This window comes from Cytobacillus sp. BC1816, from assembly GCF_051353635.1.
GTDB lineage: Bacteria > Bacillota > Bacilli > Bacillales > Cytobacillaceae > Cytobacillus > Cytobacillus oceanisediminis_C.
The window spans coordinates 618,058-642,371 of record NZ_CP195611.1 but is presented as its reverse complement, the minus strand read 5'-3'; the positions used below and the strand labels follow the sequence as shown (position 1 = coordinate 642,371).

Here is a 24,314-nt window from a genome sequence, read left to right as displayed (position 1 = left end):
CCTTCTTAAGCTTTTAACTTAATCCTTTGAAGCCTTAGTGCGTTAAGAACAACCGATACAGAACTAAACGCCATCGCTGCCCCCGCTAACCAAGGAGCTAAGAAACCAGCTGCTGCGATTGGAATTCCTATGACGTTATAGGCAAGTGCCCAGAATAGATTTTGTTTAATATTCGTGATTGTTTTCTTACTCATGAAAATCGCATCTGCAATACTCGATAAATCGCCTCGGATGAGGGTGATGTCGGCTGCTTCCATTGCCACATCGGTACCTGTACCAATCGCCATACCGATATCAGCTGTCGCAAGTGCAGGGGCATCGTTGATTCCATCCCCAACCATGGCCACTTTTTTACCAGCTTGCTGAAGCTTTTTTACTTCTTCAGCCTTGCCTTCTGGTAAAACCTCCGCAATGACTTTTTTAATTCCAACTTGGTCCGCAATAGCTTTTGCTGTTTGGGTATTATCCCCTGTGATCATTACTACTTCTAAGCCCATTTTGTTTAAGCGGGCAATGGCTTCTTTAGATGTATCCTTAATGGTATCAGCAACGGCAACCATACCTGCATAGCTGCCATCAATTGCTACTAACATAGCTGTCTTTCCTTGCTTCTCCAAGTTTTCCATTTTGGACAATACTTCTTGAACATTGACACTATATTTAGCCATGAGTCTTCGTGTCCCGATTAATAACTGCTTACCTTTCACCGTTGACTGGATACCGAAACCAGGGATAGCTTCAAATGCCTCCGATGACCCAAGATTAATTCCTTTTTCTTTGATACCTTCCACAATGGCTTCTGCAAGTGGATGTTCAGAGTTTCTTTCCGCTGTGCCAACCAGCGTAAGAAATTCGTTTTCATCTATTCCTTCCGCTAAAATGACATCCGTTAAGGATGGCTTACCGTTTGTAACTGTCCCTGTTTTATCCAGGATAATCGTATCTAAACGATGTGTTGTTTCAAGGTGTTCCCCACCTTTAAATAAAATCCCAAATTCAGCTGCACGGCCTGAACCGGCCATAATCGAAGTCGGTGTTGCAAGACCAAGGGCACAAGGGCAAGCAATAACTAGAACCGCAATGAATTTTTCAAGAGCATCTGCAAAATCTCCGGGATTGATATAGAAAAACCACACAAGGAAAGCAATAATCGCTATACCAACTACAATCGGCACAAAAATACCTGAAATTACGTCTGCCAATCGCTGGATTGGTGCTTTAGAGCCTTGGGCTTCTTCAACTACCTTAATGATTTGAGCTAAAGTTGTATCTTTTCCAACCTTTGTTGCTTTAATTTTCAAGAATCCATTTTTATTAATTGTTGAACCAATAACGCTATCTCCAATCGTTTTATCAATTGGAATACTTTCACCCGTTAACATTGATTCATCAAGGGCTGATCTTCCTTCCACAATCTCACCATCTACCGGTACCTTTTCACCAGGTTTCACATAAACAATATCCCCTGCTAAAACTTCTTGGATTGGGATAAACATTTCTTGGCCATCACGAACCACTGTTGCATTTTTCGCCTGAAGTCCCATTAACTTCTTAATCGCCTCAGATGAGCGGCCTTTCGCCTTCGCTTCAAACAGTTTACCTAATAGAATTAAGGTAATAAGAACAGCACTCGTTTCATAATAGAGCTCAACCATGTGGCCATCGGAGCCTATCGATGCAAAGCTTAGATACAAACTATAGAAATATGCAGCTGATGTACCAAGAGCAACTAGCACATCCATATTTGCACTCTTGTTTCTTAACGCCTTATAGGCCCCAACATAAAACTGTTTACCAACCACAAATTGAACTGGTGTCGCCAGGGCTAGCTGTACCCAAGGATTCATAAACATGTCGGGCAGCCAAATGAATGACGTAAATTCAAAATGACTAACCATTGCCCACAATAGCGGGAATGATAAAATGGCAGAGAAAAGAAACTTTCCTTGCTGCTTTCCTATCTCTTTTTGTCGATGGTCAACCTGTTCCCCTGCATTTTCTTTCTTTTGTTCAAGGTTATAGCCTAACTTTTTAATTGCCTCTTTCATTTCAGGGATAGAAACTTGCTCAGGATTATATTCAACCAGAACAGTTTCTATTGCATAGTTAACCCCTGCTTTTTCAACTCCATCCAGCTTATTTAAGCGTTTTTCAATTTTATTGGCACAGGCTGCACAGGTCATTCCTGTAATATCAAACTCCACTTTCTCACTTACAACGTTATACCCTAAAGATTCGACTTTCTCCTTAAATTTTGCTGTGCCAGTTTTATCTGGATCATATTTGATGTTTGTTTTCTCAAGGGCAAAGTTCACGTTGGCGTCTTCGACTCCATCGATTTTCTTCAATCCTTTTTCAATTCTTGTTGCACAAGCAGCACAAGTCATTCCAGCAATTTGAAGGGTTGCTTCCTTCTGGCTCATATTTTTCACTCCTATCGTCCTCATACTCCAGTGGGGTATGTTTTTTTTCCGAAAACAGATCGCGCTGAAAAGGGCACGATCTGCTTCATTTTTATTTAACAACTACATAAACTTAGGCTGGTTGTTCGATATCATATCCTTGTTCTTCAATAACATCTGTAATTTCGTTCAAGCTTACTGTATTTGAATCAAATGTCACATCCACCTTACCCTCTGAAAGATGAACCTTGACAGACTCAACACCCTTTAACTTCCCTACATTACCTTCAATTGAATTGACACAATGTCCACAAGACATTCCTTGAACGTTAAGTGTTACTTGTTCCATAAAAAATTCCTCCTTAATCGTCGATATATATACTATACCTCCGCTGGGTATAAAATAAACAAAAAATTTTATTTAGTAATTTTTGAAATGGTCGTTAAAAACTCCTTCACAATGTCTGGATCTTCTTCTTCAACCTTGTAATGACACACGTGTTTATATGACTCTCTAAACGGAATCTAATGCAGCCTGAGCAGCTGTGATTTGATGCAAAATATTATCACAATAAGTTTGCTTAATCATCATATTTTTTATTCCTTTAATTTGCCCTTCTGTTCTGTTCATCCTTTTAATGAGCTTTTCCTGTAAAATATTCGGATAATTACCTGTGCCTTTTTCTTGACTTGCTACAACAGGATTCCTTAGAAAGCAAAAGTAGATATGCCAATCATTCCACCCCTTTCATTTTTTTGTTTATGTGATTAATTTTTATTACGCTTTAAACTTACCATACCCATGATGGGTATGTCAATATATAAAAAATAAAGCCAGCAATCGAGTGCTGGCTTTTGTTATTGTGACTTAGAAAATCGTTTAAATACATCCATTAATTCCTGAATCGCTTCTTCTCCATTACCATCTTTAACAGCATCTGAAACACAATGTCTTGTATGATTTTCCAGCAGATGAAGCCCAACATTATTCATGGCTGAATTAATTGCAGATATTTGAGTTAGGATATCTACACAATACCGGTCATTTTCAATCATATTTTGAATGCCGCGTACTTGCCCTTCAATCCTTTTTAATCGAGTGACTAACTTATCCTTTTCTTTTGTTGACCTATGGGTCAACTTTTCTTCTTCAGAATTATGCATAAACTCTCTCCTTCTTATACATTAAAGTATACTCGTCTGGGGTATGATATATTGTACCATATATTATTTAAAGTTCTATTTAAGAGGAATTTTAAGTCTGTGTTTTTCATTTGGAGATATCTCGACTGTCGGTGCAAAAGAATAGTACCCAGTAATGGGGAAGGGTTAACATTTTTTAAATAATTCGTTTTTGAACAAAAATTCCCAGTTAGTTGAAAAAGAAAAAAGCTGCTCGATTCGCAGCTAATTTTGTATATAAGCACCCATTAATTCAATACCTTTACCAATTCAATTTCATCTCTGATCGGAATACCATCATTTCCAATTAAGGGTATCTCGGGTTTTAACCTTCTCGCTCTTTCCACCGCATTATTAATAATTTTGGACAGGATAAATCCTCGTTTCTGATAAAACTTTAATGCTAATAAATTATCGTTTGTTGCTATGAGTTTAAGGATTTTGCAATTATTCTTTATTGCAAGATTTTCTACTTCTTGATCTAACGATGTGCCTATCCCCTTACCTTCTTCCATACTATCTAATGATATAATTTCGCATTCCTTATCTTTAATTATGTATGTGATTAAGCCAATGATATTGCCTTCTTCATTTACAACAGTAATACCATCTAATGTACTACAATCATAAATTCAACTGGATGTAACCATTTCTGGGCTTCCCCATTGCAACTTAAAAAACTCTGTTATTTTATTTCTCGGTAAATCCTCAACTGCGTAAGTGTTCATTATAAGCCACCTCAAATGTTATAAAATCTTTTTCCCCGCTTGTGTAAAATGAAAAAACACCTGGCTGGCAGCTCTTGAATCTTTCACATAAATTCATCATGTAGAGCCTGCCTATTATCTTTTAGAATAGAATATACATAGGTATCGTATGCTTCTCCATTTTGCTGCATATACTCTCTTAGAATACCCTCTTTTTGAAACCCGGCTTTAGTTAGCAATTTATTAGATGCCTCATTATCCATAAATACAACTGCCCCAATACGAGTAAGATCCAATTCTTCAAATCCATATTGAATAACTTTCGACACAGCTTCGAAAGTATACCCTTTTCTCCAATGTTCAGGATGTATTTCATATCCTATTTCTGCACGCTTATGTTTATGAGACAATGCATTGAAGCCAACAGTCCCGATTATTCCACTCTTTCCTTTTAATTCAATTCCCCAGCGCATTCCTTTTTTCTCCCTGTAGCTATTTGCAAAAAAGTCAACAAATGCTTCAGCTTGTTCCATCTTTTCTATTTTTTCCTGCCCATAGTAACGTGTCACATTGTCATTAGAAAAACAAGCGTATATACTCTCAGCATCTTCTTTTAAGATTTCTCTCAGCTTCAATCTTTTAGTCTCTAATTTCGGTATCACTTTTCTCTCCCCTTACCTTCTATAGCTATACACTATCTTGAAAATATCTGAAGAATATTCCCATCAGGATCTGTTATAAAAATGGCATGGAAACCCTTCTTCCTATTGGTCATCACCTTGAAATTTTCTGTTTGCAGCAGTCGATAATAATAAAATATCTTTAAAGGCTGCTGGTTTTTAACTGCTGATGAAAATTCATTTATTAAATTGTCATTGCATGGCTGTTTATTAGTATCTGGAGAATTATTTTTCTTTAATGAAGTTCTTGCTCGGTGAAGGGCTGTTTTAATGGATTCATTACTGACTCTCAGCATTGCGGCGATTTCTTCAGAAGTATATTGGAACACATCTTTTAACGTTATTAGCATAGCCTGACGGAGTGGAAGTGTACTATTTAAGATTTCTAATAAACTGTCCCACTCCGTAAAATCCCAACTTTTCTCAAATAACTTATGAGGATCCATCAGCATTTCACTTTTCTTGCGCTTTCCATCAATAAAAATATTTTTGGCAATGGTGTACAAAAAGGGTATGTTAATCACCCGGTCTGGCTCTTTTTCTTTTATTTTGATAAATTTAATCAGTGTTTCCTGGGTTAAATCCTCGGCCAGCCATTCTGAGGATGTTAAGGATAAACAATATTTATATAGTCTCAAAGAAATCTCCTCAATCGTTAAAGATTCTGTAATCATTATACCCTCCAGAAAATTTTCATTATTTTGTAACTTTTGTTTCATTATAATCGTTTGTATAGGAACAAAAAATAAGGAGTGTGATTTTGCATGTTTAAGGTAGGCAGTATTTTTATCCCGGTTACGGATTTGGAAAGATCTAAAAAATGGTATGAAGAGAACCTTGGTCTAACAAAGGTAGATGAGTGGCAGGAAAATGGGGCTGATCATGGTGTGGGTTATGTTTTTAAGAATGACACCACAGGTCTTGCTTTAATAAAAACAGAAAAACCCCAGCCAACAGAATTTACTGTCAAAGGAAAAAATAAAAACGTCTATTATAATTTCGAAGTAGATGACATCCAGCAAGCTTACGATCGGTTGAAGCAAAATGGAGTGGAAACAACAGACATTCATGATTATGGGATCATGAAAGGGTTTGATTTCTTTGACCCTGAGGGGAATGCCTTCAGTGCAGTAAGCGAAGAAATGAATTCGCCCTATCATAAAGATAATTTGTAAGCTTAATTAGTGGAAGCAGCAAACGATGTGCTTCCACTAACCTGACTATTAGCTTACCAGGCTGCCTCCTGCTCCATTAACCATGAATTCTTATCCCTTCAGCTTTACATCGCAATTGATAAAAAAACTGGACAATTTCTTTCTCGCAAAGAATAGATTGTTTCATTTTTTCTAAAGTCCTTTTCCCCGCCCGCCTATCTATCAAGGCAAATATTTTAATCAGCATGTTGTTGGATTCTAATGATTCTTCAATAGAATTCTGAAAATATTCCTCTACTGCATCAAAAAAGTCGTACTGGGCAAAAACCCCTTCGTCTAATACCCATTCATGTGCTTCATTCCAAACTACTGATTCCTGGCTCCAATCGGTATAAGGGATTTGTTTCTCTCTTTTTATTTCATATGTTCTTCTGTTTAGAGCGGCCTCAGAAGTAATGGTACACATATTGAGGACTTCCTTTTTATCAACCGTAATAAAAGCTCTCCCCAATTGATCGTGAGCCCTTCTGTAATTGGTTACTGTAAACTGCACTCTTTCTTTCAGAGAATCACATGTAAAACTATCTAACCTTTTCTTTACCTTGCTCCATTGCTGATTCTGCAACATTTAATCCCCCTAAATATTTCCCATTACCAAAGTCCCTTCAGATTAATTATCTTTAAAGGTCATTCACTTAACAACCTTTCTATTCCTTATCCACTAAGCAGGAAAAAAAGAATTCGCAAATCCCCTTTAGTCATCAACAAATCTAATGTTACACTAGAATTAATGGAATAATTTTGAAATGGGGTCTAGGTGATGGAGGAAGTTATATTAGAGATTAGTAATTTGAGAAAGAACTATGGTCCGAAGTCCGTGCTGAATGGTGTATCCTTTCAGGTGAAAAGCGGGGAAATCATCGGGTATATCGGCCCGAACGGCGCTGGGAAAAGCACTACTGTTAAAATCATGCTTGGCATTGAAGATGACTATTCAGGACAAGTCAAAATCTTTGGCCAGGATATTTCAGATGGAAATAATGAATATAAAAGGAAAATCGGATATGTGCCGGAAATTGCTGAAGTATATGATAATTTGACCGGCCAGGAATACTTAACCTTTGTTGGCGAATTGTATGGCCTCGATTCGGAACTCGCCAGTGATAAGGCAAAAAGCCTGATGGAACTATTCGGCATAGGAGAAGTCTACCATTCCAGGATAGCTTCTTATTCAAAAGGAATGCGTCAAAAGCTCCTCATTATCTCGAGCTTACTGCATAATCCGGAAATTCTGTTTTTTGATGAACCCATCAATGGTCTGGATGCAAATAGTGTCATGATATTCAAAGAAATCATGGCGCAGCTTGCCGAACAGGGAAAAACGATCTTCTATTCTTCTCATATTATGGATGTGGTTGAAAAAATAAGCAGCCGCATTATTCTTCTCCATGATGGCAGAATTGCTGCAGATGGCACCTTTGAAGAGTTAAGGCAGCAAAATACGGAAGGTTCACTCGAACAGATTTTCAACCAGCTTACGGGATTCAGTGAACATAAGGAACTGGGTGCCAGATTTGTTTCAGTAGTAAAGGAGATGTAGGGATGCAGGACTATCGCACTCTTAAACTATTGGATCGTTTTGAGCGGATTTTCAGAAGCTTTGGCGTAGATTACAAGATAATGAGAAGACTCCTGCAAGTAAAGCTAACGATGGATGGACGGCGTGTACCCACCATTTTCTCGCAGAATGCAAAAAAAGAAAACAAAGAAAAGAACAATCAGTACATAAAATCTTTATGGATTTACGTATTGTTTGGGCTGTTTTTGATTCCATTTGTGCTTATGGGGGACAATTACCTTTTCCAGATGAGCCTCTTTTATGGGATTTTCACCTTTTTCGTTATGACCTCCATGATTTCCGATTTCTCTTCGGTGTTACTGGATATTCGTGATCGTAACATCCTGTTCCCAAAGCCAGTCGACCGAAAAACGATCAGCACGGCAAAAATGGTGCATGTTACGATTTATCTTTCTTTCCTTACCATTGCGCTTGCGGGAATCCCCTTGATAGTAGGACTTATCAAAAATGGGCTCTTATTTTTCCTTATTGCTGCCGTAAACATCATCCTGATTGACCTATTGGTTGTTGGTTTAACCGCACTGATCTATTTATCGATTTTGCGATTTTTTGATGGGGAAAAATTAAAAGATATCATCAACTATGTCCAAATTGGGCTGTCCCTTATGATCATGGTTGGCTATCAATTGCTTATTCGCTCTTTTGAGTTAATTGACTTAACGGTCTCGCTTCAGCCAAAGTGGTGGCAGGTGTTCATCTTTCCAATGTGGTTTGGGGCAAATATCGAAATGTTGATGAAGGGCACCTTCCAGCCGTTTTATCTCATCTTTTCAGCATTAGGACTCATTGTTCCGATCCTATCCATCTGGATTTATATGAAATTTACCAGCACCTTCGAGCAAAACCTGCAAAAGCTTGCTAATCATGGAAAAGCCAAAGAAACGAAACAGAGTAAAGTGGGACAATTCCTTCTCAGTATCATTTGCCGCTCACCTGAAGAAAGAGCAGTTTTCAGATTTGCCGGCAGCATGATGAGAAATGAACGGGATTTTAAGCTGAAAGCCTATCCGTCTCTGGGTTTTTCCATCGTGATTCCGTTTATTTTTATCATGAATACTCTTCATGAAGATTTTGCACAGCTATCTGACAGCAAGTCCTATTTAACGATTTACTTTAGCTTGATCATCATTCCGACCATCATGATTCTTCTAAAGTACTCAGGGAAATATAAGGGTGCCTTTATTTACCGGGTTGCCCCCCTCAAACAGCTAAAGCCAGTGTTCAGCGGTACCATCAAGGCATTTATCTTTAAGTTATATTTGCCAGTTTTCTTGCTTCTAAGTGCACTATTTCTTTTCCTGTTCGGGGCAAAAATCCTGCCTGATCTTGTCGCTGTATTTATCAGTGCCTGTCTATATGCGGTCATTTGTTTTATGGTTCTTAAAAAAGCCCTGCCCTTTTCGGAGTCTTTTGATGAGTACAATCAAAACGGCAATAGTGCCATAATATTCGGATTGATGCTGATTGTAGCCTTATTTGCCGGCCTTCATTTCGCCAGCACATTATTGCCATATGGAATCTATCTGTATTTGGGGATTGCGATTATTTGCCTGAGTATTTTTTGGAAGCTGGCTTTCAATATTACTTGGGAACAGATTGTTGAGTAACCCGATGGGTGTTTATCAAAGGAGAGTCATTTGATATCGGGATAACCACGATTTTAATGTGCTTATGTTTTAAACTTTAGCTGCCAATATAGGCAGTTCTTTTTTTGCCTCTTTTTGTACAGTACCTGATGTTTTATGCAAATCCCAGCCTTTGCAATAAAAATAGACATCCCGCAAAAGGATGCCTGCTAATTTAAAAGAATTTTAAGATTTTATTCTCTGGACAAACTAACTTAATAAACGATATCCCAATGATGCTCGCCTCCCATAACCAGGCCATCTCCATATTGACTGAGTCAATAGCTGCATAAATAGCTGTTGGAATCTTTAGGGTTTTTCCTGGGATATTTCCGGCAAACACTAAAACTGGTGAACAACAATCAGCAGCCATTTCATTTATTTAAGGCCTTTAAACCCATACTCTTCAAAAATACTCATTGATTTTTCATTTTGAAGATAATCATAGAATAACTTGGCTTCCTTTGGATGCCTTGTACCCTTAACCACTCCTAAAGGATAAATAATGGCATCGTGAGTGTTTTCATCTGCCGTGTCCACAATATTAACTTTTTCAGATATTAACGCATCTGTTTTATAAACAATTCCAGCATCCACATTATTCGTCTCTACATATGTAAGCACTTGCCGAACATCTTTGGCATACACCACTTTTTCTTCTATGTTTTTCCAAATACCTATATTTTCTAAAGACGCCTTCGCATATTTCCCTGCAGGAACAGACTCAGGGGTTCCGATTGACAATTTATCAGCTTCAGCAAGATCATTAAATGATTTAATTCCCAGTGCCGAATCTTTCGGCACCACTAGTACAAGTTCATTCCCAACTAAATCGATCCCATTCTTTTCCTCGATAAGCCCGTCCTGTACTAATTCATCAAATTTATCCTCTGCTGCTGAAAAGAAAAGATCAGCAGGTGCTCCCTGTGAAATTTGCTGCTGAAGTGAGCCTGATGCTCCAAAGTTAAAGTTTACTAGCACTTTCGGATGTTCCTTTTCGAAGCTTGCTTCAATATCAGTTAAGGCATCCCGCAGGCTTGCTGCTGCCGAAATAGTCAATTCCACTCTCTCTTCGGTTACTTCTTTCATCTCCTCTCCTGGATTTTTAGTTTGGTCATTATTTGAACATCCAGCCAATGATAAAAAAAGGACCATTACCGAAAAAAATAACAGGTATTGCTTTTTCATTATGAATCTCCCTTCCCAATTTGTTATATCTGATTATAACTAATTATACCTGCTAACGCCCTGATTATCAGCGGTCAGGACATTGTGTCAGATACACCGGGCAAACGCATTGGATTGGATAAATTCAGCCTGCAAGGCGTTAATATCTTTTACTGGGAGCTTGAACAGCATCATTCTAAAAACAGCTGAAACAAAGCAGTTAATATCCATTATGAAAGAAATTCTACCTTCTGCAGTTTCAGTCGGAAGTAAAGTCATTAGGGGATTATGGTACATCCCAGACAGGAAAAGTAATGTATGAAACATACTAAAAGGGAAGGATCAAATGCCTTCCTTTTAATATGTTTGAACCAGCAGTGCTTGCTTAAATAAAACTGTCCTCTGCAGCTCCTATCGCCTCAGATATTTCCTTTAATGAATGATAATTATAGAATCGGAATCCAATCCCCTTTAGCTGAATAAGGAAAAGCTGCCTCTTTCAACCAAGGTATATTAAGTTCATACATAACTTAATAATTGATGGTGATAATAACAACCGAGGTGAAAATTGTGATTCATAAAATATTGCTTTCATTCATTCACATTTTTTTGCTAATGAATCTATTCATAGTAAATGCACAAAGCAGTTCGAATGTTGAACTTCTTGATATTGAAAAAAATGAGATAACAAAAACAGTCACAACCAATCCTAAGATACAATTAGAAGCTGAAATAATAATTAAAGAAATTGATAATGTTGTTAAAAAGTTAAAACCAATTCCAGACAAAGGCTATATGATTAAAATACCCTTAGAGCCGTCTCATCGAGTAGAAAACAAATGGATTTATGCTTTGATTGATGAAGTAATTATAATCATTCCCAAAAATGAAAAGCCATATTTACTCTTATTCGATGATGAAAATAAATCTTATTTTTTCACCTTCCATTCAAAAATTGACCCGTTACTTAACACTTTAGATTTTTCTCTTTAAAAAACCTCTTAAAAGAGAAAGCAGCCATATTGGCAGCTGATTTCTAGAAGAACAACTGCTCAAGAAACCCTACACATAGGACTGATATAATAAAAATAGGTATTGAAATGAATATTTTATTTTGCAATCTAATAACCTCGAATCGTCTATATATCTTACTTACAGCGATAAAAAGAATGATTAGGATAGGCACACTTATACATATGGCGATTAAATCAACACGAGTAAATGGTTTACTGATATATTTATCAAGGTTGATGTTAATAAAAAAGAATATGGAAAATAAAAAGAATTGATAAAAACAAAATCTAAAATAAATCATAGGTGATTACCTCTATTATGCAATTTTTAAACTGGATTCCTTATCTAGTTCCACAAAAATAGCGTTAAATCCCTTCCTGGATCAACGCCTCAATCAGTATGGATGCACCCCTGCACTTTTTTTTGCAACCTGATCCTAACAATCAATCTTTTTCCTTAGATATTCCCCGAATGTGATTTCCCCCATTTTTCGAGCAGGATTGGTATTTTTCCCATCAGAAAAGGATTTATATAGTTTTCCAGTTAGAGATAAGCTTAAAACTTTATTTGGCTCATTATTTAGTTTGATTTTCAGTTCAGCCATTTCACTTAATGTCATAACATCTGGTCCGCCAAAATCCTCTGCTCTTCCTTGTGGTTCTTTATCCACTAAACCTATTAGATGATCAGCAAATTCACCCGCATCTACACTTTGACACTTAAATTTTCCCGGGACAATATATCTTTTAAGAAAGGGTTTGGATAGAAATAAATTATCTATAAAATGGTGGAACTGAGTGGCGCGTACGATTGTATGAGGGATAGAGCTCTTTTTCAGCAATTCTTCTGCTTCTAATTTTAGCTTATAATAGTTAAATGGTATTTCATCAATCCCAACAATTGACGGATAAATAAAATGTTTCACGTGCTGCGCTTTTTTTAATAACTCCTTAAAGCCTGAAACCTCTACACTTTTAGAATTTTTAATTGGGCTTGTTGCTGCATGAAGGATTACATCTGCATCTTTTACTGCTTCTTCTACTCCTTCACTTGACGATAAATCGCTATAAATCCACTCGAAATGTCCTATTCCATCAGGTTTTCTCCTAGAAGTTAATTTAACTTTATAGCCAGAATCTTTTAGTTGATTAAGCAAAGCTGAACCTAGTTGGCCTGTGGAACCAGTGACCAATATTTTCAAGTACGACACTCCCATTCTTATGGGTTTCCTTTATATTGTATTATTCAGATATTTGGTGCTATATTCGACTATACTGCCCGTTTTTACAAAAAGAGCCGCCGTAATGGCAGCGAAATACAGAATATGTTCGTTAAAGTGCAGTCTTCAGGAAGTCATCTCCCTAAAATTGCTGCAATGAATCTAAACCCTCAGCGAGCCGCGGAAACCCCTTGCCCCATAATAGGAATCGGCTCCATTGTGATATATAAAAACAGTGTCGTAGCGGCGGTCACAAAAGATAGCCCCTCCAAGTTTTCTGATATTCTCAGGTGTTTGTACCCAGCTCGAGGTTTTCTTATCGACATGTTCAAGCTCCTGAAGCTCCCGGTATTCCTCTTCTGTTAAAAGTTCAATGCCCATGGCCGCTGCCATATCCATAGCGCTGTTTTCCGGCTTGTGTTTTTTCCGTGCCTCCAGCGCTGCACGGTCGTAACAAACACTTCTCCTGCCTTTAGGACTTTCAGCTGAAAAATCATAAAATATGTATTCGTCCGTCTCTTTATCATGGCGGACAACATCCGGTTCACCTTCAGTTGCTTCCATTTCACTGAGCGACCACAGTTTTTCAGGATTAGCCTCGAGCTTCGCTTGTACATCAGCCCACTCCACACCTTCATGGCGGTGCATGTTTTTCTCAAAACGTACTTTCAGAGATTCCAGCAGTTCCTCACGCTGTTCTTGTGACAGCTCCATATTTCCCATTGCCAAGTTAACTCCTCCTAGTTTTTACTCCATTATAATATAATTATGACCTTAAGGGCTATTTGATAAAAGTGGAGCAGCATTAACTATTCATAAGCCACCTTTGGACTCTCTCACGTTGGTTTCCCGCTATTCTGTCCGAACTTGCTCCACCTTCGGACTCGTTCACCTGGTTTTCCCACATTTTTCTGTCCGAACCTGCTCCATCTTCCTCTCTTTTTGGAATGGCACAAAGAAACAAAAAAAACACTAACAAATACGTTTCCATTTGTTAGTGTTTTCCAATATATTATGAAGCTTGTTCAAATCTTTCTTCTGCTGGAGGGTTAAATTGACCTTCCCACTTAGCAATAACAATAGCCGCAAGTGAGTTCCCCACCACGTTAACGGCTGTTCGGCCCATATCAAGGATACGGTCGATGCCGGCAATAAAGGCAAGGCCTTCTGCAGGCAATCCAATTGTGCTGAATGTAGCCAGCAGCACGACAAAGGATACGCCGGGCACGCCCGCCATTCCTTTCGATGTAACCATCAGAACTAACATTAATGTAACTTGCTGTCCTATGCTTAATTCTATCCCAAACATCTGTGCAATAAATAAAGAGGCAATGGCCTGATATAAAACGGATCCGTCCAGGTTAAAAGAATAGCCTGTTGGAATAACGAAGGACGAAATATGTTTCGGGCTTCCCGCTTTCTCCATTTTGTCCATGATTCTCGGAAGCACCGTTTCAGAACTTGCAGTTGAAAATGCCAAAATCAATTCTTCTTTAATCATCTTCAATAATTTAAAGATGCTGAACCCGACAACTTTGGCCATTATCCCTAACACAACAAGAACAAAGAAGATCATGGCTCCATATACAGTAAGTGCAAGCTTGCCCAAAGGAATTAATGAGGCAAAACCATACTTGGAAATCGTTACACCTATTAAGGCAAATACTCCAATTGGTGCATACTTCATAAATAGGTTTGTCACATAGAACATGGCCTTTGCCGTACCTTCGAAAAATCTCAGTACCGGTTTTCCTTTATCCCCAATTGCTGCAATTCCAAGGCCAAATACAACGGCAAAGAAGATAATTGCCAGCATATCGCCTTCAACCATGGCTTGTACAGGATTAGTAGGTACGATATGCAAAAATGTATCTGCTATCGACTTGCCTTCCTGCTCTTTATTGGTTTCGACATAGCTTGAAATGTCACTCTGCTGCAGGCTGTCCATATTCAAACCGGCACCAGGCTGAATAACATTACCTGCAATGAGGCCAACCACAATAGCAACCAAAGTCATGCCAATAAAGTAAGTCAATGATTTACCGCCAAGCTTCCCGACAGATTTCAAATCACCAACACCAGCAATAGCAACAATAATTGTTGATAGTACTATGGGAACAACAATCATTTTAATTAAGCGGATAAAAAGATCGCCAAATGGCTGCAGGACACTTTGCGCCGTTTCACTTCCATAGAAAATACCGCCAACAGCGATCCCTAAAATAAGACCGATGAAAATTTGAGTGGCTAAACTTAGTTTAATTTTTTTCATCAATTACCCTACCTTCTTGTTAGTTTGATACGTGCTGCGCAGGCAAGGGAAACAAAGATGAGATCCTGATAAAAAAGAAAATCGACAAAAATGAGGGTTTTGTCAATTCACACTATTTCATATTCTCTTATGTTTCCTTAAACGCTGACGAGGTTAGCTTTCGGGTTAGGACTGCGGAAACAGTAAGCCCTTCCATAGTAGGATTCACCCCAAGCGGAAACTCCGCTGTAAATATTGGGTCCCCCGTTCTTAAAATAAGATTAAGCATAGATCACTAGATCATTATATTATTTCGAGATAATTTTTGTAAATAGTTAAGTTTTCCCGGCAAAATTAAATGGCCTCTTTAACACGCCAAAAAGAGCTGGAATTCAATGTTTTTTCTGCTCTTGCACTTGTTATTGGAAATCAATATTAATAGCAATGATAAATATAAGCACGATCACGGATAATGCTGTATTTACTGACCACCACCTTATTTCTGCCTTTGTCAGTACACGATCAATGATGAAAAAAGAGACAGCAGAAACAAGACTAAGTTCTTTTAAAACTGAACCAAATAGACAATGGAATAAAAAAGAGGCAATTTCACGATTTGTGCTAGCATTGAAAATCTTCTTGCTCAACCAGTCACTGAATATCGAAGTAATTACTCCATAGGTAACGACAAACAAAAAATTTAAATAATATAAATTAAGAAAAGCATTCATATCAAAGCCTGTTAGCACTGAAAAAATCAGTGCAAATAACACACTGCTAAGAATGGATGTTAAAATTTTTCTCCTTAAAATATTAGACATTTCCCACTTCATCCTTTATGGAGGCTGCATAATAAAAAGTAAATTTTATAAGTTGAAAATAAGCAAAACAAAAAAGGCATTTGGCTCCGCCTGCGCCAAATACAATGATAGCCACACATGCTATCCCCGCTAAATCTAAATTAGCATTTTTGTATGAAGAATATTGAACGTGCTTGTAAACTTTTATTAAAATTCCCTGGTGATAACACTCAAGGTTAGCATCATAATTCCTCAATCAATATGCAATAAAAAATCCAACGCTCTGCTAAATGCTTCTTGTTCTGATTTTGCATCATATCTGAAAGAATACGGATCACTGAATCCATGTTTTCCTGTGAATTTATGTACTTTAATATTCTTTTTTTCTAAGTCTAATAGTAACTCATCAACATTAAAAGACTGCTCTTCTTGCGGAAAGAATAGCATTATAGGACACTGGGGCGTTAACTCTAAATAGTCCCTAATCCTTGAACCGTAGTATCCAACTATTCCATCAACACATTCTTCCTCACTGCACAGCCAGGCAACAGTTGCCCCTATACTAAAACCAATGATATATATTTTTTCGTATTCATCTTTAACTTCTAATAATAAATCTTTAATTTTTTGGGCAGCTCTGTCGAAACCTGTTTGTTCCATAAAATGGCGATAAGCAGCTTCCTCCTGAAAGTATTCAAAAGGTTTCTCCCGCTCTAATAAATGGGGGCAGGTCACATCAAAACCCTGCTTTGATAATAATTCGCAAAAACTCTTTATATGTTGATTAATTCCATAGATTTCGTGGATTACGAGGATTAAAGAATTAGAATTACTCTGTCTTTCCATGATTATGACCCTTCTTCTCCATATTTCTTCTCCCATTCATCGATCCATTTTTCAAGATCATTATCTTGCACTTCTTCTGCTGTTTTGCCATTTAATGAATAACCCCATCCGCCCATAGTATCATCTGCTGGATATGAAATGCCGCCAATTACCTGCCCATCAAAAATGAAAACCCTAAGCTCAGCCTCTATTCCGTAAATTTTGCTTAATGGGTGATTTTTTACAATAAAAATTTCCTGAATAATATCTTCCTCAATGTATGGATCTGGTTGAACAGTCTGCCTGGCCCATATAGAAACGTGAGGCATATCAGTAAGTTCCTGCCTTGAAAATGAATATATCTGGCTTCCTTCATAAGATTTTATTGAGTAACCTTTATCCAAAAGATACTGCTTTGCCAATTCACCATTCGACCCTTCTGCAAAATTAGGTTCACATCCAACCAGAATGAGTAAAATAATGCTAACGAAGATTTTATTAATGTAAATTCCCCCGTATTTAGTTTAAAAATTACACTTTTTTCCTTCAAAAAGGTATTCTATATTTAATGTTTTATTCCTTCAATATCTAAACACACCTATAAATCAGAAAAGCTGCCTATACGGCAGCTTGACTAAAAAAATGCACCATTATGAAATTAATCAAATGCTTCATATTCTGCTTTAAGGTTATTGATGATTGTCTGAACAGGCAGGATTTCTTTAATTTCATGGACTCTTGCCCCCGCAAATACGAGACCATTCTCGCAGTCCCCATCCATGGAAGTTATCAGGGAATCCATTGTACAAAAGCGGTAAGAGCAGTTTTTCAGGCAATCGATACAGTTCTTTATTTTCACCTTTTTATTGTCTGATATCTGCTCTGTAAAGTGGTTCTTAATGGCACGGCCTTCCAGCCCTACGGTGGTTTTCACCATAACGATATCTTCCTGTTTGGCATGGACATACTTATCTTTAAAGGATAATGGTGCATCACATTCGTGGCTGGCTACAAATCTTGTTCCCATCTGAACACCCGAAGCACCGATGCGAATGGCATGAGCGATATCTCTTCCTGTCATGATTCCTCCAGCAGCAATGACTGGAATCTTAACTGCTTCCACGACTTCCTGTAAAATATCGAATAGCGGTCTTTCGGTCCCTAAATGTCCTCCCGCTTCATTGCCCTCTACAACCACGGCAGAAGCACCAAGCCGTTCTGACATTTTGGCCAGCCTGGCAGATGACACAATCGAGATGACCGGTATACCAGATTCTTTACCCCAGCTGTACATATCTCTTGATATTCCAGCACCTGAAATAATAAAATCAACCTTTTCCTCAATGGCTGCTTTCATTTTTTCAGCAAAATCATTCATGGCAAAAAGAACATTCACCCCAATATAGCCCTCACCCTTGATAGATGCTTTAGCCTTTCTTATATGAAACCTTAAATCTTCGATGTTAATCCCTGTTCCAGAAATAGTCCCAATCCCCCCGGCATTCGCAACAGCTGACGACAGACCACTTAAAGAAATACCTACGCCCATACCACCTTGCATGATTGGAAATCTAGGCTTCATATGCCCAATTCTTAATTGCGGAAATCTCAAAAGAATACCCCATTTCATCGTCGAATTAATTCTTCTCCATTATTATTCGAATGGGGTTAATTGAATAGTGATAAATATAATACCTGATACTAAAATCAGGTGGTAATTTAGCGATCGTCACACAATGTTCAAGAAAAAATCAAAGATGAAGGCCTAATTCTTTTTATCGTGTCCGATATACCGGAATTCGTCACTGCTCATCCTTTTCTTTTGCAGTTACTATACTATAAGAAATATTGAGTTTATCCCAAATCCAAGCATGGAAGATTTCGTCTAATTCTTTTTCTAAGGCCTTATCATCCATATTCTCGTCAATGTCTAATTTTTCAAAAGTAAATGTCTCTGTCGCCTCAGCATCATACTTGGCACTGCTAAATGAGAAAGTAACTGTTCTGCCCATCGTTTTTCCCCCTATATTAAATCAGCAAGTATTCGTCTTATCAGGACTTACTCGCAGGAAAAGCTCTTAGCTGCCTTTTTGAAGATGCAATAGGTAAGCTAATACAAAAAAAGTAATGATGAAAAATACTTTATTTATAGAAATTTGCTCTACTAGATGGGTGTGCGTTGAACGATCCGATGAAAAGATAGACCACCAACTTGGTTCGGGAAATAGAAAAGATACTATAGCCCAGGTGCAAAAGAAAAATAAGACTAGAAACCAATGGAATTTCATAAGTTCTCCCTCTTACACAGTTAATCCAAAAACTAATTCAAAATCCTTACACCATTAGGATCCACTAATGGTTTTGATGAGAAATCCTTTATAACAGCTTCCCTGATTGTAACTGTCTCACCAATTACTGATTTAATTGAGCTAACGGGCATTCCAAACAAAATGGAAAGGTCATCTTCTAACCCGTTTTTCTTTGATTCTAATTTTAATTCTTCTATTTTTATATTATCAGTCATCGAATCTACTATATCTTTGTTTGTTTGAAGTTCTATCCTAAAAGAATAAGGGGTTGTAATAAACGTTCTTCGTTCCCCCCTATCAACATTCCAATTCATATTAACGGCATTTTGACATATAAGCTCTTGTTCTTTTTCATTTACCAAAAAGCCTATATGGTCAAATATACTCTTTTTTCCATATCCAAAAGTGACATTTATGCTCCCTTTTCTTGCTTCAATTATCCGAAAAAGGATATCTTTTTCCCTAAAGTCATCCCATACTAAGGGAGGATCAAAGCTTTGGAAATCCCCCTGGTATTTACCGATACGCTGAAAAACACGAAAGCCGTTATTTACGTAAAACCTTTCTGTTTCTTCCACATGCGGGGTCCAAAAATGATAATGAAAAAGCACAGACAACACCCTCTTTAATAAGCTCATTAAATACATATTCAATACAAAAGTAATTTCCCCTTTATAGGCAATTCCTGACTTTTTATGAGGTGCTGATACTATAAATGGATATTTTAATTCGGAAAGAACTCCCTGCAGACTACCATTCCTCGGAAGAAATGATCAAAAAAGCTTTTTTAAATGAGGAATACAGCGGCAGGACAGAACATTTCCTTGTTAAAAGAATCAGTAATTCAGACTCATTTATTCCGGAGCTTTCTTTAGTAGCGTTAACTCAGGCAAAGGGGGTTGCGGGTGTTATACTTCTATCTAAAATTATCATAGGCGATGGTGGGAAAGATGCAGATTCTCTGGCACTTGCCCCCGTTTCTGTTGCTCCCGGTTATCAAGGAAAAGGCATCTGCAATCAATTGATTCGTACTGCACTTAACAAGGCAAAAATGGCCGGATTTCAATCCGTAATCGTTCTGGGACAAACAGTTTACTATCCAAAGTTCGGCCTTAAGCCAGCCTTTGGAATATCCAGGACCCGTTTGAAGTGCCTGACGAAGTGTTCATGGCTCTGGAATTAACGGAGAATGCTCTTAAAAAATGCTGCCTGTGCTGTCCATTATTCAAAAGCTTTTCCAGAATAAGAGCTGGATAAAAAAAAGAGCTGCCGATCAGCATGCTTGATCTTCAGCTCTTTTACCTATTTGTTTACAAATTATGGACTTATTCTGTAAGTTCCCAAGCAGGATTCCAAACCACTTCCCACAGGTGCCCATCTGGATCTTGGAAGTATCCAGAATACCCACCCCAAAAGGTTTCGTGAGCTTGAACCGTAATAACTGCACCTGCACTCTCTGCCTGTTTCATTACCATATCTACCTCTGCTTTACTTCCAACATTATGCCCAATCGTAAATTCCGTTGGGCTTTTTCTTGTCTGCTTCATGCTTGTGTCATGAGCGATATCTTTGCGATTCCAAAGTGCCAGTTTTAATCCTGATTGCAGATCAAAGAACGCAACAGCACCATGCTCGAATTCTCTTCCTATTATGCCCTGTGTCGGGAGCCCAAGACCATTCTGATAAAAATGCAAGGACCTTTCCAAATCATCTACACCTAATGTGATAACTGAAATTCGCGGTTTCATATAAGACCTCCCAATAAACTCGTATAAATAAAACTTTCAAACCTTTGCGAAGAAGACCATAATAAAGCATATTCATTCATTTATATCATAAATCAATTGGTCGAATAACTCCCCATCCACATAAAGCAAAATAGCCCATTCTCCCTTTTTAGGAATTTTAACAGATGATGGTGTATGCGCATCTGCCCCGTTGTTTGGACCATAAGCACGAATGGTCCATCCCATTCCATTCGTTAAAATTTGATGGACAGTTTGCGATTCTTTATGAAATCCAACAATCGTCAGATCTGCATCTTCAACTCCCCAAAGATGCCACATCCACTTTTGGCCGTTTAGACTCGGCATGCCAGCGCCTATCACACCGGACTTGTTTTCATTTCCGATAATGCCCCTGTCACCGAACTCCACAGCTTTTCTCTCCCAATCAATAGTGTCAAAATCACTCTCCTGAACAAAATCTGGTATGTCCTCTGGCAAAGTAATAGGGGCGTCTTTTGCTTTTTCAGCCACACTGACAACTACATCCCCATAGGCTTTGCCATCCAGATACACCTCATACTTCCACAGGCCTTCGTAAGGAACTGTGAATGTGGTTGTAAAACGCTGCAAACTTGGATAGCCGGATGATGGTTCTGTTATTTCTTGATGAGGCAAAACTTGTATTCTTTCACCAGTTTCTTTATGAAGGGCAGAAATGGAAAGTTCTTTTCCTTTATAAGTGTCAAAAGGCTCTGCGAAACTAAAAATATAGCCATAAGGCGTTCCTGCTATCAGATTAGGATCAGGTAATATGCTAAATTTTATATTTTGATTCACCTTATATTCATGCCGTATTTCCCATTCATTATTCAAGCCGCCATTTATCTTTTCGGGATCGTGTCTGACAAAAATCTCAGTTGAAACGAAGAAGGCCAAGAGACAGAAGGCGAAAGTGGAAATGGCGAATATAACGAATTTATTGGGTCTGTTTGGCTTCACTTTTCTATCTGTATGGACAGCTTTTCTAATATTCATTTTTTGAAATTCCGTAAAGTGGTCACCTTTGTGAGTCGTCGAGTCCAACACCCTCCGCAGCTGCTTAAGCTTGCTCTCCATTATATCCCCGCCTCTCCATCATTTTTTTCAGCTTCATCCTGCCTCTGCTCAATCTTGTTTTAATCGTATTGTGGTTCACGCCTAATATTCCTTGGATCTCCTCAATTGAGCATTCTTCATAGTAATAAAGCGTAATGACTTCCCGGTATTTTACAGGCAAAGACAATACACAAAAGGAAAGAAATTCTTCCTCGCTGCGCTTCAGCAGATCCTTTTCCGGTGACATTTCCTTAGATGAAAAAAGAGCAAACATCCTTGAATTCATCACCACTTTTCGAAACGCATAACTCTTCAAGACATCCTTTGATTTATTAATAGCCAATCGATAAATCCATGATTTAAAGGAGATCACTTCATCGATTTTGTCATAATTTTTGTAGCACGAGATGAATACATCCTGAACAATATCTTCCGCCAGCTTCCAGTCCTTTACATAGTTATAAGCCATCTTTGTGAGCCGTTCACCATACTCATCCATAATAAACTCCAGCCAAGCATCGCGATTTGCTAATGGGCTTTCATCCCTGACCTTTCTCACACACTTCCCACCCCATTTTCACTTTAATGCTAAGACGAATGAGTTAGACATTGGTTTCATTTTTCAATGTCTTTTTAGAAAAAAGACACTTACCCTTTTTCGGATAAGTGCCGGTTCCGTCCCTGATTATAAAAACAGCTTGCCATCAGAAAAGACCTCTGCCAAAACTGCATCTTCCACAAACCTGCCACCCTTGGCACAAATCTATAGAGCCAATTCTCTATCCATTTGAAAGTAAATTGCATAAATTCTCAGGAACTAATCTTAATTTACCATCGGCAAAATCGCTAATGGGTTTCCATATCAATTTGAATGCCGCCACACTATCCTCCAGTCCAAGAAAGGAAGGTTTTTCATAAAAGGCCTGATCTACAAACTCAGCATCAAATACAAAAACGATTTCGTGTCCCAGGTCACCGTTATATGTAAAAATGTTTTCAAATGTTTCTAAGTATTTTATGTTCGTTATGCTCGCCCCTATTTCTTCAAGTACCTCTCTCTCCACGGCCTCGAAACTTTTTTCCCCATATTCAATTCCGCCGCCGATTGGACGATAAAAGTAATCCTGTTTCACCTCATCATAGCCTTCACAGACAAGGATTAAATCTTCTTTCCGAAATACGCAAATAGCAATTGCCCGAATTTGTCCCGTCCTCATCTAATACCTTCCTTTCATTCTTCAACTAACATCTCATTAAAAAGTAGCCGGTTTTTTCAATCCACCATGTTTGCCCAAGCTAATTTAAATTCTTAAATACAAGAAAAGTTCGTCATAAGATTATCAGTTCCTCCTTTAGCAGTTTTGTTCAAAAAGAAAAAGCCACCTGGATTGGCAGCTGCGCTTGTTATTCATTTTTCTTCATTGAAAACAAATAAGCAATTGCAATGAGAACTGCAATGATTGAAGTGATTACAGAATATCGGAATATAGTAAAAAAGAACTCAGGAAAAGGTGTTATAACACTTGAAGTCATACCATCGACGTCAGTTGTGCTTTCTATCCGCTTCATAAAGGCCACTAATAAGAAAAAGGGAACAATAAATGAATATATCCCTGTTTTCACTATTATTTTCTCCATTAAATCCCTCCTAATTTTCCATGACTTACTTTTCCAATTACAATTACCTGGAAGCAAGGAATCACTAGTTCATGAAATATTGAAATCCTCCTGAGTCTTTATTTTCTCCCATCAAAAAATTTGAGCTTTCTCCTGGTTTTGCATTAGGATTGGTTGGGATATGAGGATTATTATTGTTTTTCTTGCGTTTCCAATCAATAAATAAAGCAAATATTATAATTCCAGCAATAAAAATCACTAACCACCACATAGGTTCAATCCCCCTGGTTAGAAAGGCAGCCTTTATTGATAAACTCTTATTTAGTTAAGAACAGATAAAGAAGCAGCGCAGTCATACTATTTGGCAGACCAATTAAAACGGAGCCGATGCTTGTTCTTTTTCGTTTCTGTCTTTCGTCAGGAGAATCAGGTGCTTTTAAGCCTGCCCTCATCCCGTGGGGGCCAAGTATTGAACCTGACATAAGAATAGACCTGGCTATAAATAATACACCAATTGCTCCTGTCACTAAGTAAGCCTTACTTAATTCCCCAAAACCAAATGATAATAAAACACCAGTTATTGACAAAACTATTCCGATAATTAGATACTTCAACACCAAACCTCCTTTTTACTAACTATACGATTGAAGCGTTAAATTGTTTCAATTTTAATTTTATTCAGTTTTTTAAACTTATGACTTCATATACAGTTGCGAAATGATAAAACCTATGTAACAAACCAGCTTCGACTCCCTCTGAAAAAAAACTTGATCCATAATTGATCAAGTTTATGTCAAAACTCACACCTGCATGATGATGGCTCAACATTTTATTGGCTTTTTCCAGCATACTACGCGACAGTCATCTTTGCATGGTATTTTATCCTTGTGCCACACAATTT

General features: G+C 37.9%; 29 protein-coding genes, 3 pseudogenes and 1 riboswitch. Of the genes and pseudogenes, 5 read left to right on the top strand and 27 right to left on the bottom strand.

Annotated features, from left to right (window positions below; all coding sequences use genetic code 11):
- Window positions 1–5: 5 nt before the first annotated feature.
- The 7 genes and pseudogenes from ACR42H_RS03520 to ACR42H_RS03490 all read right to left on the bottom strand — a co-directional run bounded on the left by ACR42H_RS03520 (window position 6) and on the right by ACR42H_RS03490 (window position 5,645).
- The gene (locus ACR42H_RS03520) at window positions 6–2,423 is read right to left on the bottom strand and encodes a heavy metal translocating P-type ATPase (protein ID WP_436374734.1); all 2,418 of its coding nucleotides are present in this window, start codon (window positions 2,421–2,423) and stop codon (window positions 6–8) included.
- Window positions 2,424–2,535: 112 nt separating this feature from the next.
- Window positions 2,536–2,751 (bottom strand): copper chaperone CopZ, encoded by a 216-nt coding sequence (gene copZ / locus ACR42H_RS03515; protein ID WP_071157425.1) that lies wholly within the window; start codon window positions 2,749–2,751, stop codon window positions 2,536–2,538.
- A gap of 165 nt (window positions 2,752–2,916) precedes the next feature.
- Window positions 2,917–3,033 (bottom strand): metal-sensing transcriptional repressor, encoded by a 117-nt coding sequence (locus ACR42H_RS03510; protein ID WP_436374733.1) that lies wholly within the window; start codon window positions 3,031–3,033, stop codon window positions 2,917–2,919.
- Between the two features lie 227 nt (window positions 3,034–3,260).
- A complete protein-coding gene (locus tag ACR42H_RS03505; RefSeq protein ID WP_217034665.1) occupies window positions 3,261–3,566 on the bottom strand; it encodes a metal-sensing transcriptional repressor in 306 nt (101 codons plus the stop codon).
- 266 nt (window positions 3,567–3,832) lie between these two features.
- A pseudogene (locus ACR42H_RS03500) lies at window positions 3,833–4,312 on the bottom strand (GNAT family N-acetyltransferase).
- 83 nt (window positions 4,313–4,395) lie between these two features.
- Complete coding sequence (locus ACR42H_RS03495; RefSeq protein ID WP_436374732.1) at window positions 4,396–4,953, bottom strand: GNAT family N-acetyltransferase; 558 nt, start codon at window positions 4,951–4,953, stop codon at window positions 4,396–4,398.
- A 32-nt stretch (window positions 4,954–4,985) separates the two neighbouring features.
- Window positions 4,986–5,645 (bottom strand): RNA polymerase sigma factor, encoded by a 660-nt coding sequence (locus ACR42H_RS03490; protein ID WP_113884148.1) that lies wholly within the window; start codon window positions 5,643–5,645, stop codon window positions 4,986–4,988.
- Window positions 5,646–5,735: 90 nt separating this feature from the next.
- Here ACR42H_RS03490 and ACR42H_RS03485 point away from each other — a divergent pair, with 90 nt between their 5' ends.
- A complete protein-coding gene (locus ACR42H_RS03485) occupies window positions 5,736–6,146 on the top strand; it encodes a VOC family protein (RefSeq protein ID WP_113884149.1) in 411 nt (136 codons plus the stop codon).
- A 76-nt stretch (window positions 6,147–6,222) separates the two neighbouring features.
- On the opposite strand, the gene ACR42H_RS03480 is transcribed toward ACR42H_RS03485, so the two are convergent.
- Complete coding sequence (locus tag ACR42H_RS03480) at window positions 6,223–6,753, bottom strand: SF0329 family protein (protein ID WP_436374731.1); 531 nt, start codon at window positions 6,751–6,753, stop codon at window positions 6,223–6,225.
- Window positions 6,754–6,945: 192 nt separating this feature from the next.
- Here ACR42H_RS03480 and ACR42H_RS03475 point away from each other — a divergent pair, with 192 nt between their 5' ends.
- Complete coding sequence (locus tag ACR42H_RS03475) at window positions 6,946–7,725, top strand: ABC transporter ATP-binding protein (protein ID WP_436374730.1); 780 nt, start codon at window positions 6,946–6,948, stop codon at window positions 7,723–7,725.
- Window positions 7,726–7,727: 2 nt separating this feature from the next.
- Window positions 7,728–9,371: a hypothetical protein gene (locus ACR42H_RS03470; RefSeq protein ID WP_436374729.1), complete on the top strand. Its 1,644-nt coding sequence runs from the start codon at window positions 7,728–7,730 to the stop codon at window positions 9,369–9,371.
- A gap of 193 nt (window positions 9,372–9,564) precedes the next feature.
- On the opposite strand, the pseudogene ACR42H_RS03465 reads toward ACR42H_RS03470, so the two are convergent.
- Window positions 9,565–9,735, bottom strand: a pseudogene (locus tag ACR42H_RS03465) (molybdate ABC transporter permease subunit); the annotation flags it as partial.
- 32 nt (window positions 9,736–9,767) lie between these two features.
- A complete protein-coding gene (modA, locus tag ACR42H_RS03460) occupies window positions 9,768–10,577 on the bottom strand; it encodes a molybdate ABC transporter substrate-binding protein (protein ID WP_436374728.1) in 810 nt (269 codons plus the stop codon).
- A 594-nt stretch (window positions 10,578–11,171) separates the two neighbouring features.
- Between modA and ACR42H_RS03455 the strand changes: the two genes are divergently transcribed.
- Entirely contained in the window at window positions 11,172–11,549 is a 378-nt protein-coding gene (locus tag ACR42H_RS03455) for a hypothetical protein (RefSeq protein ID WP_436374727.1), read from the top strand.
- Between the two features lie 457 nt (window positions 11,550–12,006).
- On the opposite strand, the gene ACR42H_RS03450 is transcribed toward ACR42H_RS03455, so the two are convergent.
- From ACR42H_RS03450 to ACR42H_RS03405, 10 genes are all read right to left on the bottom strand, one after another.
- Complete coding sequence (locus tag ACR42H_RS03450; RefSeq protein WP_436374726.1) at window positions 12,007–12,771, bottom strand: SDR family oxidoreductase; 765 nt, start codon at window positions 12,769–12,771, stop codon at window positions 12,007–12,009.
- A 180-nt stretch (window positions 12,772–12,951) separates the two neighbouring features.
- Window positions 12,952–13,512 (bottom strand): DUF4256 domain-containing protein, encoded by a 561-nt coding sequence (locus ACR42H_RS03445; protein ID WP_113884307.1) that lies wholly within the window; start codon window positions 13,510–13,512, stop codon window positions 12,952–12,954.
- A 289-nt stretch (window positions 13,513–13,801) separates the two neighbouring features.
- Window positions 13,802–15,061, bottom strand: a complete 1,260-nt coding sequence (locus tag ACR42H_RS03440; protein WP_113884308.1) for a cation:dicarboxylate symporter family transporter — start codon at window positions 15,059–15,061, stop codon at window positions 13,802–13,804.
- Window positions 15,062–15,188: 127 nt separating this feature from the next.
- Window positions 15,189–15,338, bottom strand: a riboswitch (cyclic di-AMP (ydaO/yuaA leader).
- 121 nt (window positions 15,339–15,459) lie between these two features.
- Window positions 15,460–15,861, bottom strand: a complete 402-nt coding sequence (locus ACR42H_RS03435; protein WP_436374725.1) for a hypothetical protein — start codon at window positions 15,859–15,861, stop codon at window positions 15,460–15,462.
- The gene (locus tag ACR42H_RS03430; protein ID WP_436374724.1) at window positions 15,854–16,096 is read right to left on the bottom strand and encodes a hypothetical protein; all 243 of its coding nucleotides are present in this window, start codon (window positions 16,094–16,096) and stop codon (window positions 15,854–15,856) included. The genes ACR42H_RS03435 and ACR42H_RS03430 overlap by 8 nt, the downstream gene beginning before the upstream one ends.
- Window positions 16,093–16,689, bottom strand: a complete 597-nt coding sequence (locus ACR42H_RS03425; RefSeq protein ID WP_436376824.1) for a dienelactone hydrolase family protein — start codon at window positions 16,687–16,689, stop codon at window positions 16,093–16,095. Before ACR42H_RS03425 ends, ACR42H_RS03430 begins: the two co-directional genes overlap by 4 nt.
- A complete protein-coding gene (locus tag ACR42H_RS03420) occupies window positions 16,689–17,087 on the bottom strand; it encodes a hypothetical protein (protein ID WP_113884159.1) in 399 nt (132 codons plus the stop codon). Before ACR42H_RS03420 ends, ACR42H_RS03425 begins: the two co-directional genes overlap by 1 nt.
- Window positions 17,088–17,323: 236 nt before the next feature.
- Window positions 17,324–18,295 carry an NAD(P)H-dependent flavin oxidoreductase gene (locus ACR42H_RS03415; RefSeq protein ID WP_181782371.1) on the bottom strand — a complete coding sequence of 324 codons (972 nt, stop codon included), beginning with the start codon at window positions 18,293–18,295 and terminating at the stop codon, window positions 17,324–17,326.
- Window positions 18,296–18,467: 172 nt separating this feature from the next.
- Window positions 18,468–18,677, bottom strand: a complete 210-nt coding sequence (locus ACR42H_RS03410) for a hypothetical protein (protein WP_113884160.1) — start codon at window positions 18,675–18,677, stop codon at window positions 18,468–18,470.
- A 308-nt stretch (window positions 18,678–18,985) separates the two neighbouring features.
- On the bottom strand, window positions 18,986–19,585 hold the full coding sequence (locus ACR42H_RS03405; RefSeq protein WP_436376822.1) for a hypothetical protein: 600 nt from the start codon (window positions 19,583–19,585) through the stop codon (window positions 18,986–18,988).
- A gap of 104 nt (window positions 19,586–19,689) precedes the next feature.
- Here ACR42H_RS03405 and ACR42H_RS03400 point away from each other — a divergent pair.
- Window positions 19,690–20,220 (top strand): annotated as a pseudogene (locus ACR42H_RS03400) (GNAT family N-acetyltransferase).
- A 79-nt stretch (window positions 20,221–20,299) separates the two neighbouring features.
- Here ACR42H_RS03400 and ACR42H_RS03395 read toward each other — a convergent pair.
- From ACR42H_RS03395 to ACR42H_RS03365, 7 genes are all read right to left on the bottom strand, one after another.
- Window positions 20,300–20,722, bottom strand: coding sequence for a VOC family protein (locus ACR42H_RS03395; protein WP_436374723.1), 423 nt, complete (start codon window positions 20,720–20,722; stop codon window positions 20,300–20,302).
- A gap of 72 nt (window positions 20,723–20,794) precedes the next feature.
- Window positions 20,795–21,817 carry a hypothetical protein gene (locus ACR42H_RS03390; RefSeq protein WP_436374722.1) on the bottom strand — a complete coding sequence of 341 codons (1,023 nt, stop codon included), beginning with the start codon at window positions 21,815–21,817 and terminating at the stop codon, window positions 20,795–20,797.
- Complete coding sequence (locus ACR42H_RS03385; RefSeq protein ID WP_436374721.1) at window positions 21,801–22,355, bottom strand: sigma-70 family RNA polymerase sigma factor; 555 nt, start codon at window positions 22,353–22,355, stop codon at window positions 21,801–21,803. Before ACR42H_RS03385 ends, ACR42H_RS03390 begins: the two co-directional genes overlap by 17 nt.
- A gap of 220 nt (window positions 22,356–22,575) precedes the next feature.
- On the bottom strand, window positions 22,576–23,013 hold the full coding sequence (locus tag ACR42H_RS03380; RefSeq protein WP_436374720.1) for an NUDIX hydrolase: 438 nt from the start codon (window positions 23,011–23,013) through the stop codon (window positions 22,576–22,578).
- A 187-nt stretch (window positions 23,014–23,200) separates the two neighbouring features.
- The gene (locus tag ACR42H_RS03375; protein WP_113884167.1) at window positions 23,201–23,434 is read right to left on the bottom strand and encodes a hypothetical protein; all 234 of its coding nucleotides are present in this window, start codon (window positions 23,432–23,434) and stop codon (window positions 23,201–23,203) included.
- A 64-nt stretch (window positions 23,435–23,498) separates the two neighbouring features.
- The gene (locus ACR42H_RS03370) at window positions 23,499–23,684 is read right to left on the bottom strand and encodes a hypothetical protein (protein ID WP_436374719.1); all 186 of its coding nucleotides are present in this window, start codon (window positions 23,682–23,684) and stop codon (window positions 23,499–23,501) included.
- 46 nt (window positions 23,685–23,730) lie between these two features.
- Window positions 23,731–24,030, bottom strand: a complete 300-nt coding sequence (locus ACR42H_RS03365; protein ID WP_436374718.1) for a DUF5316 family protein — start codon at window positions 24,028–24,030, stop codon at window positions 23,731–23,733.
- Window positions 24,031–24,314 lie beyond the last annotated feature (284 nt).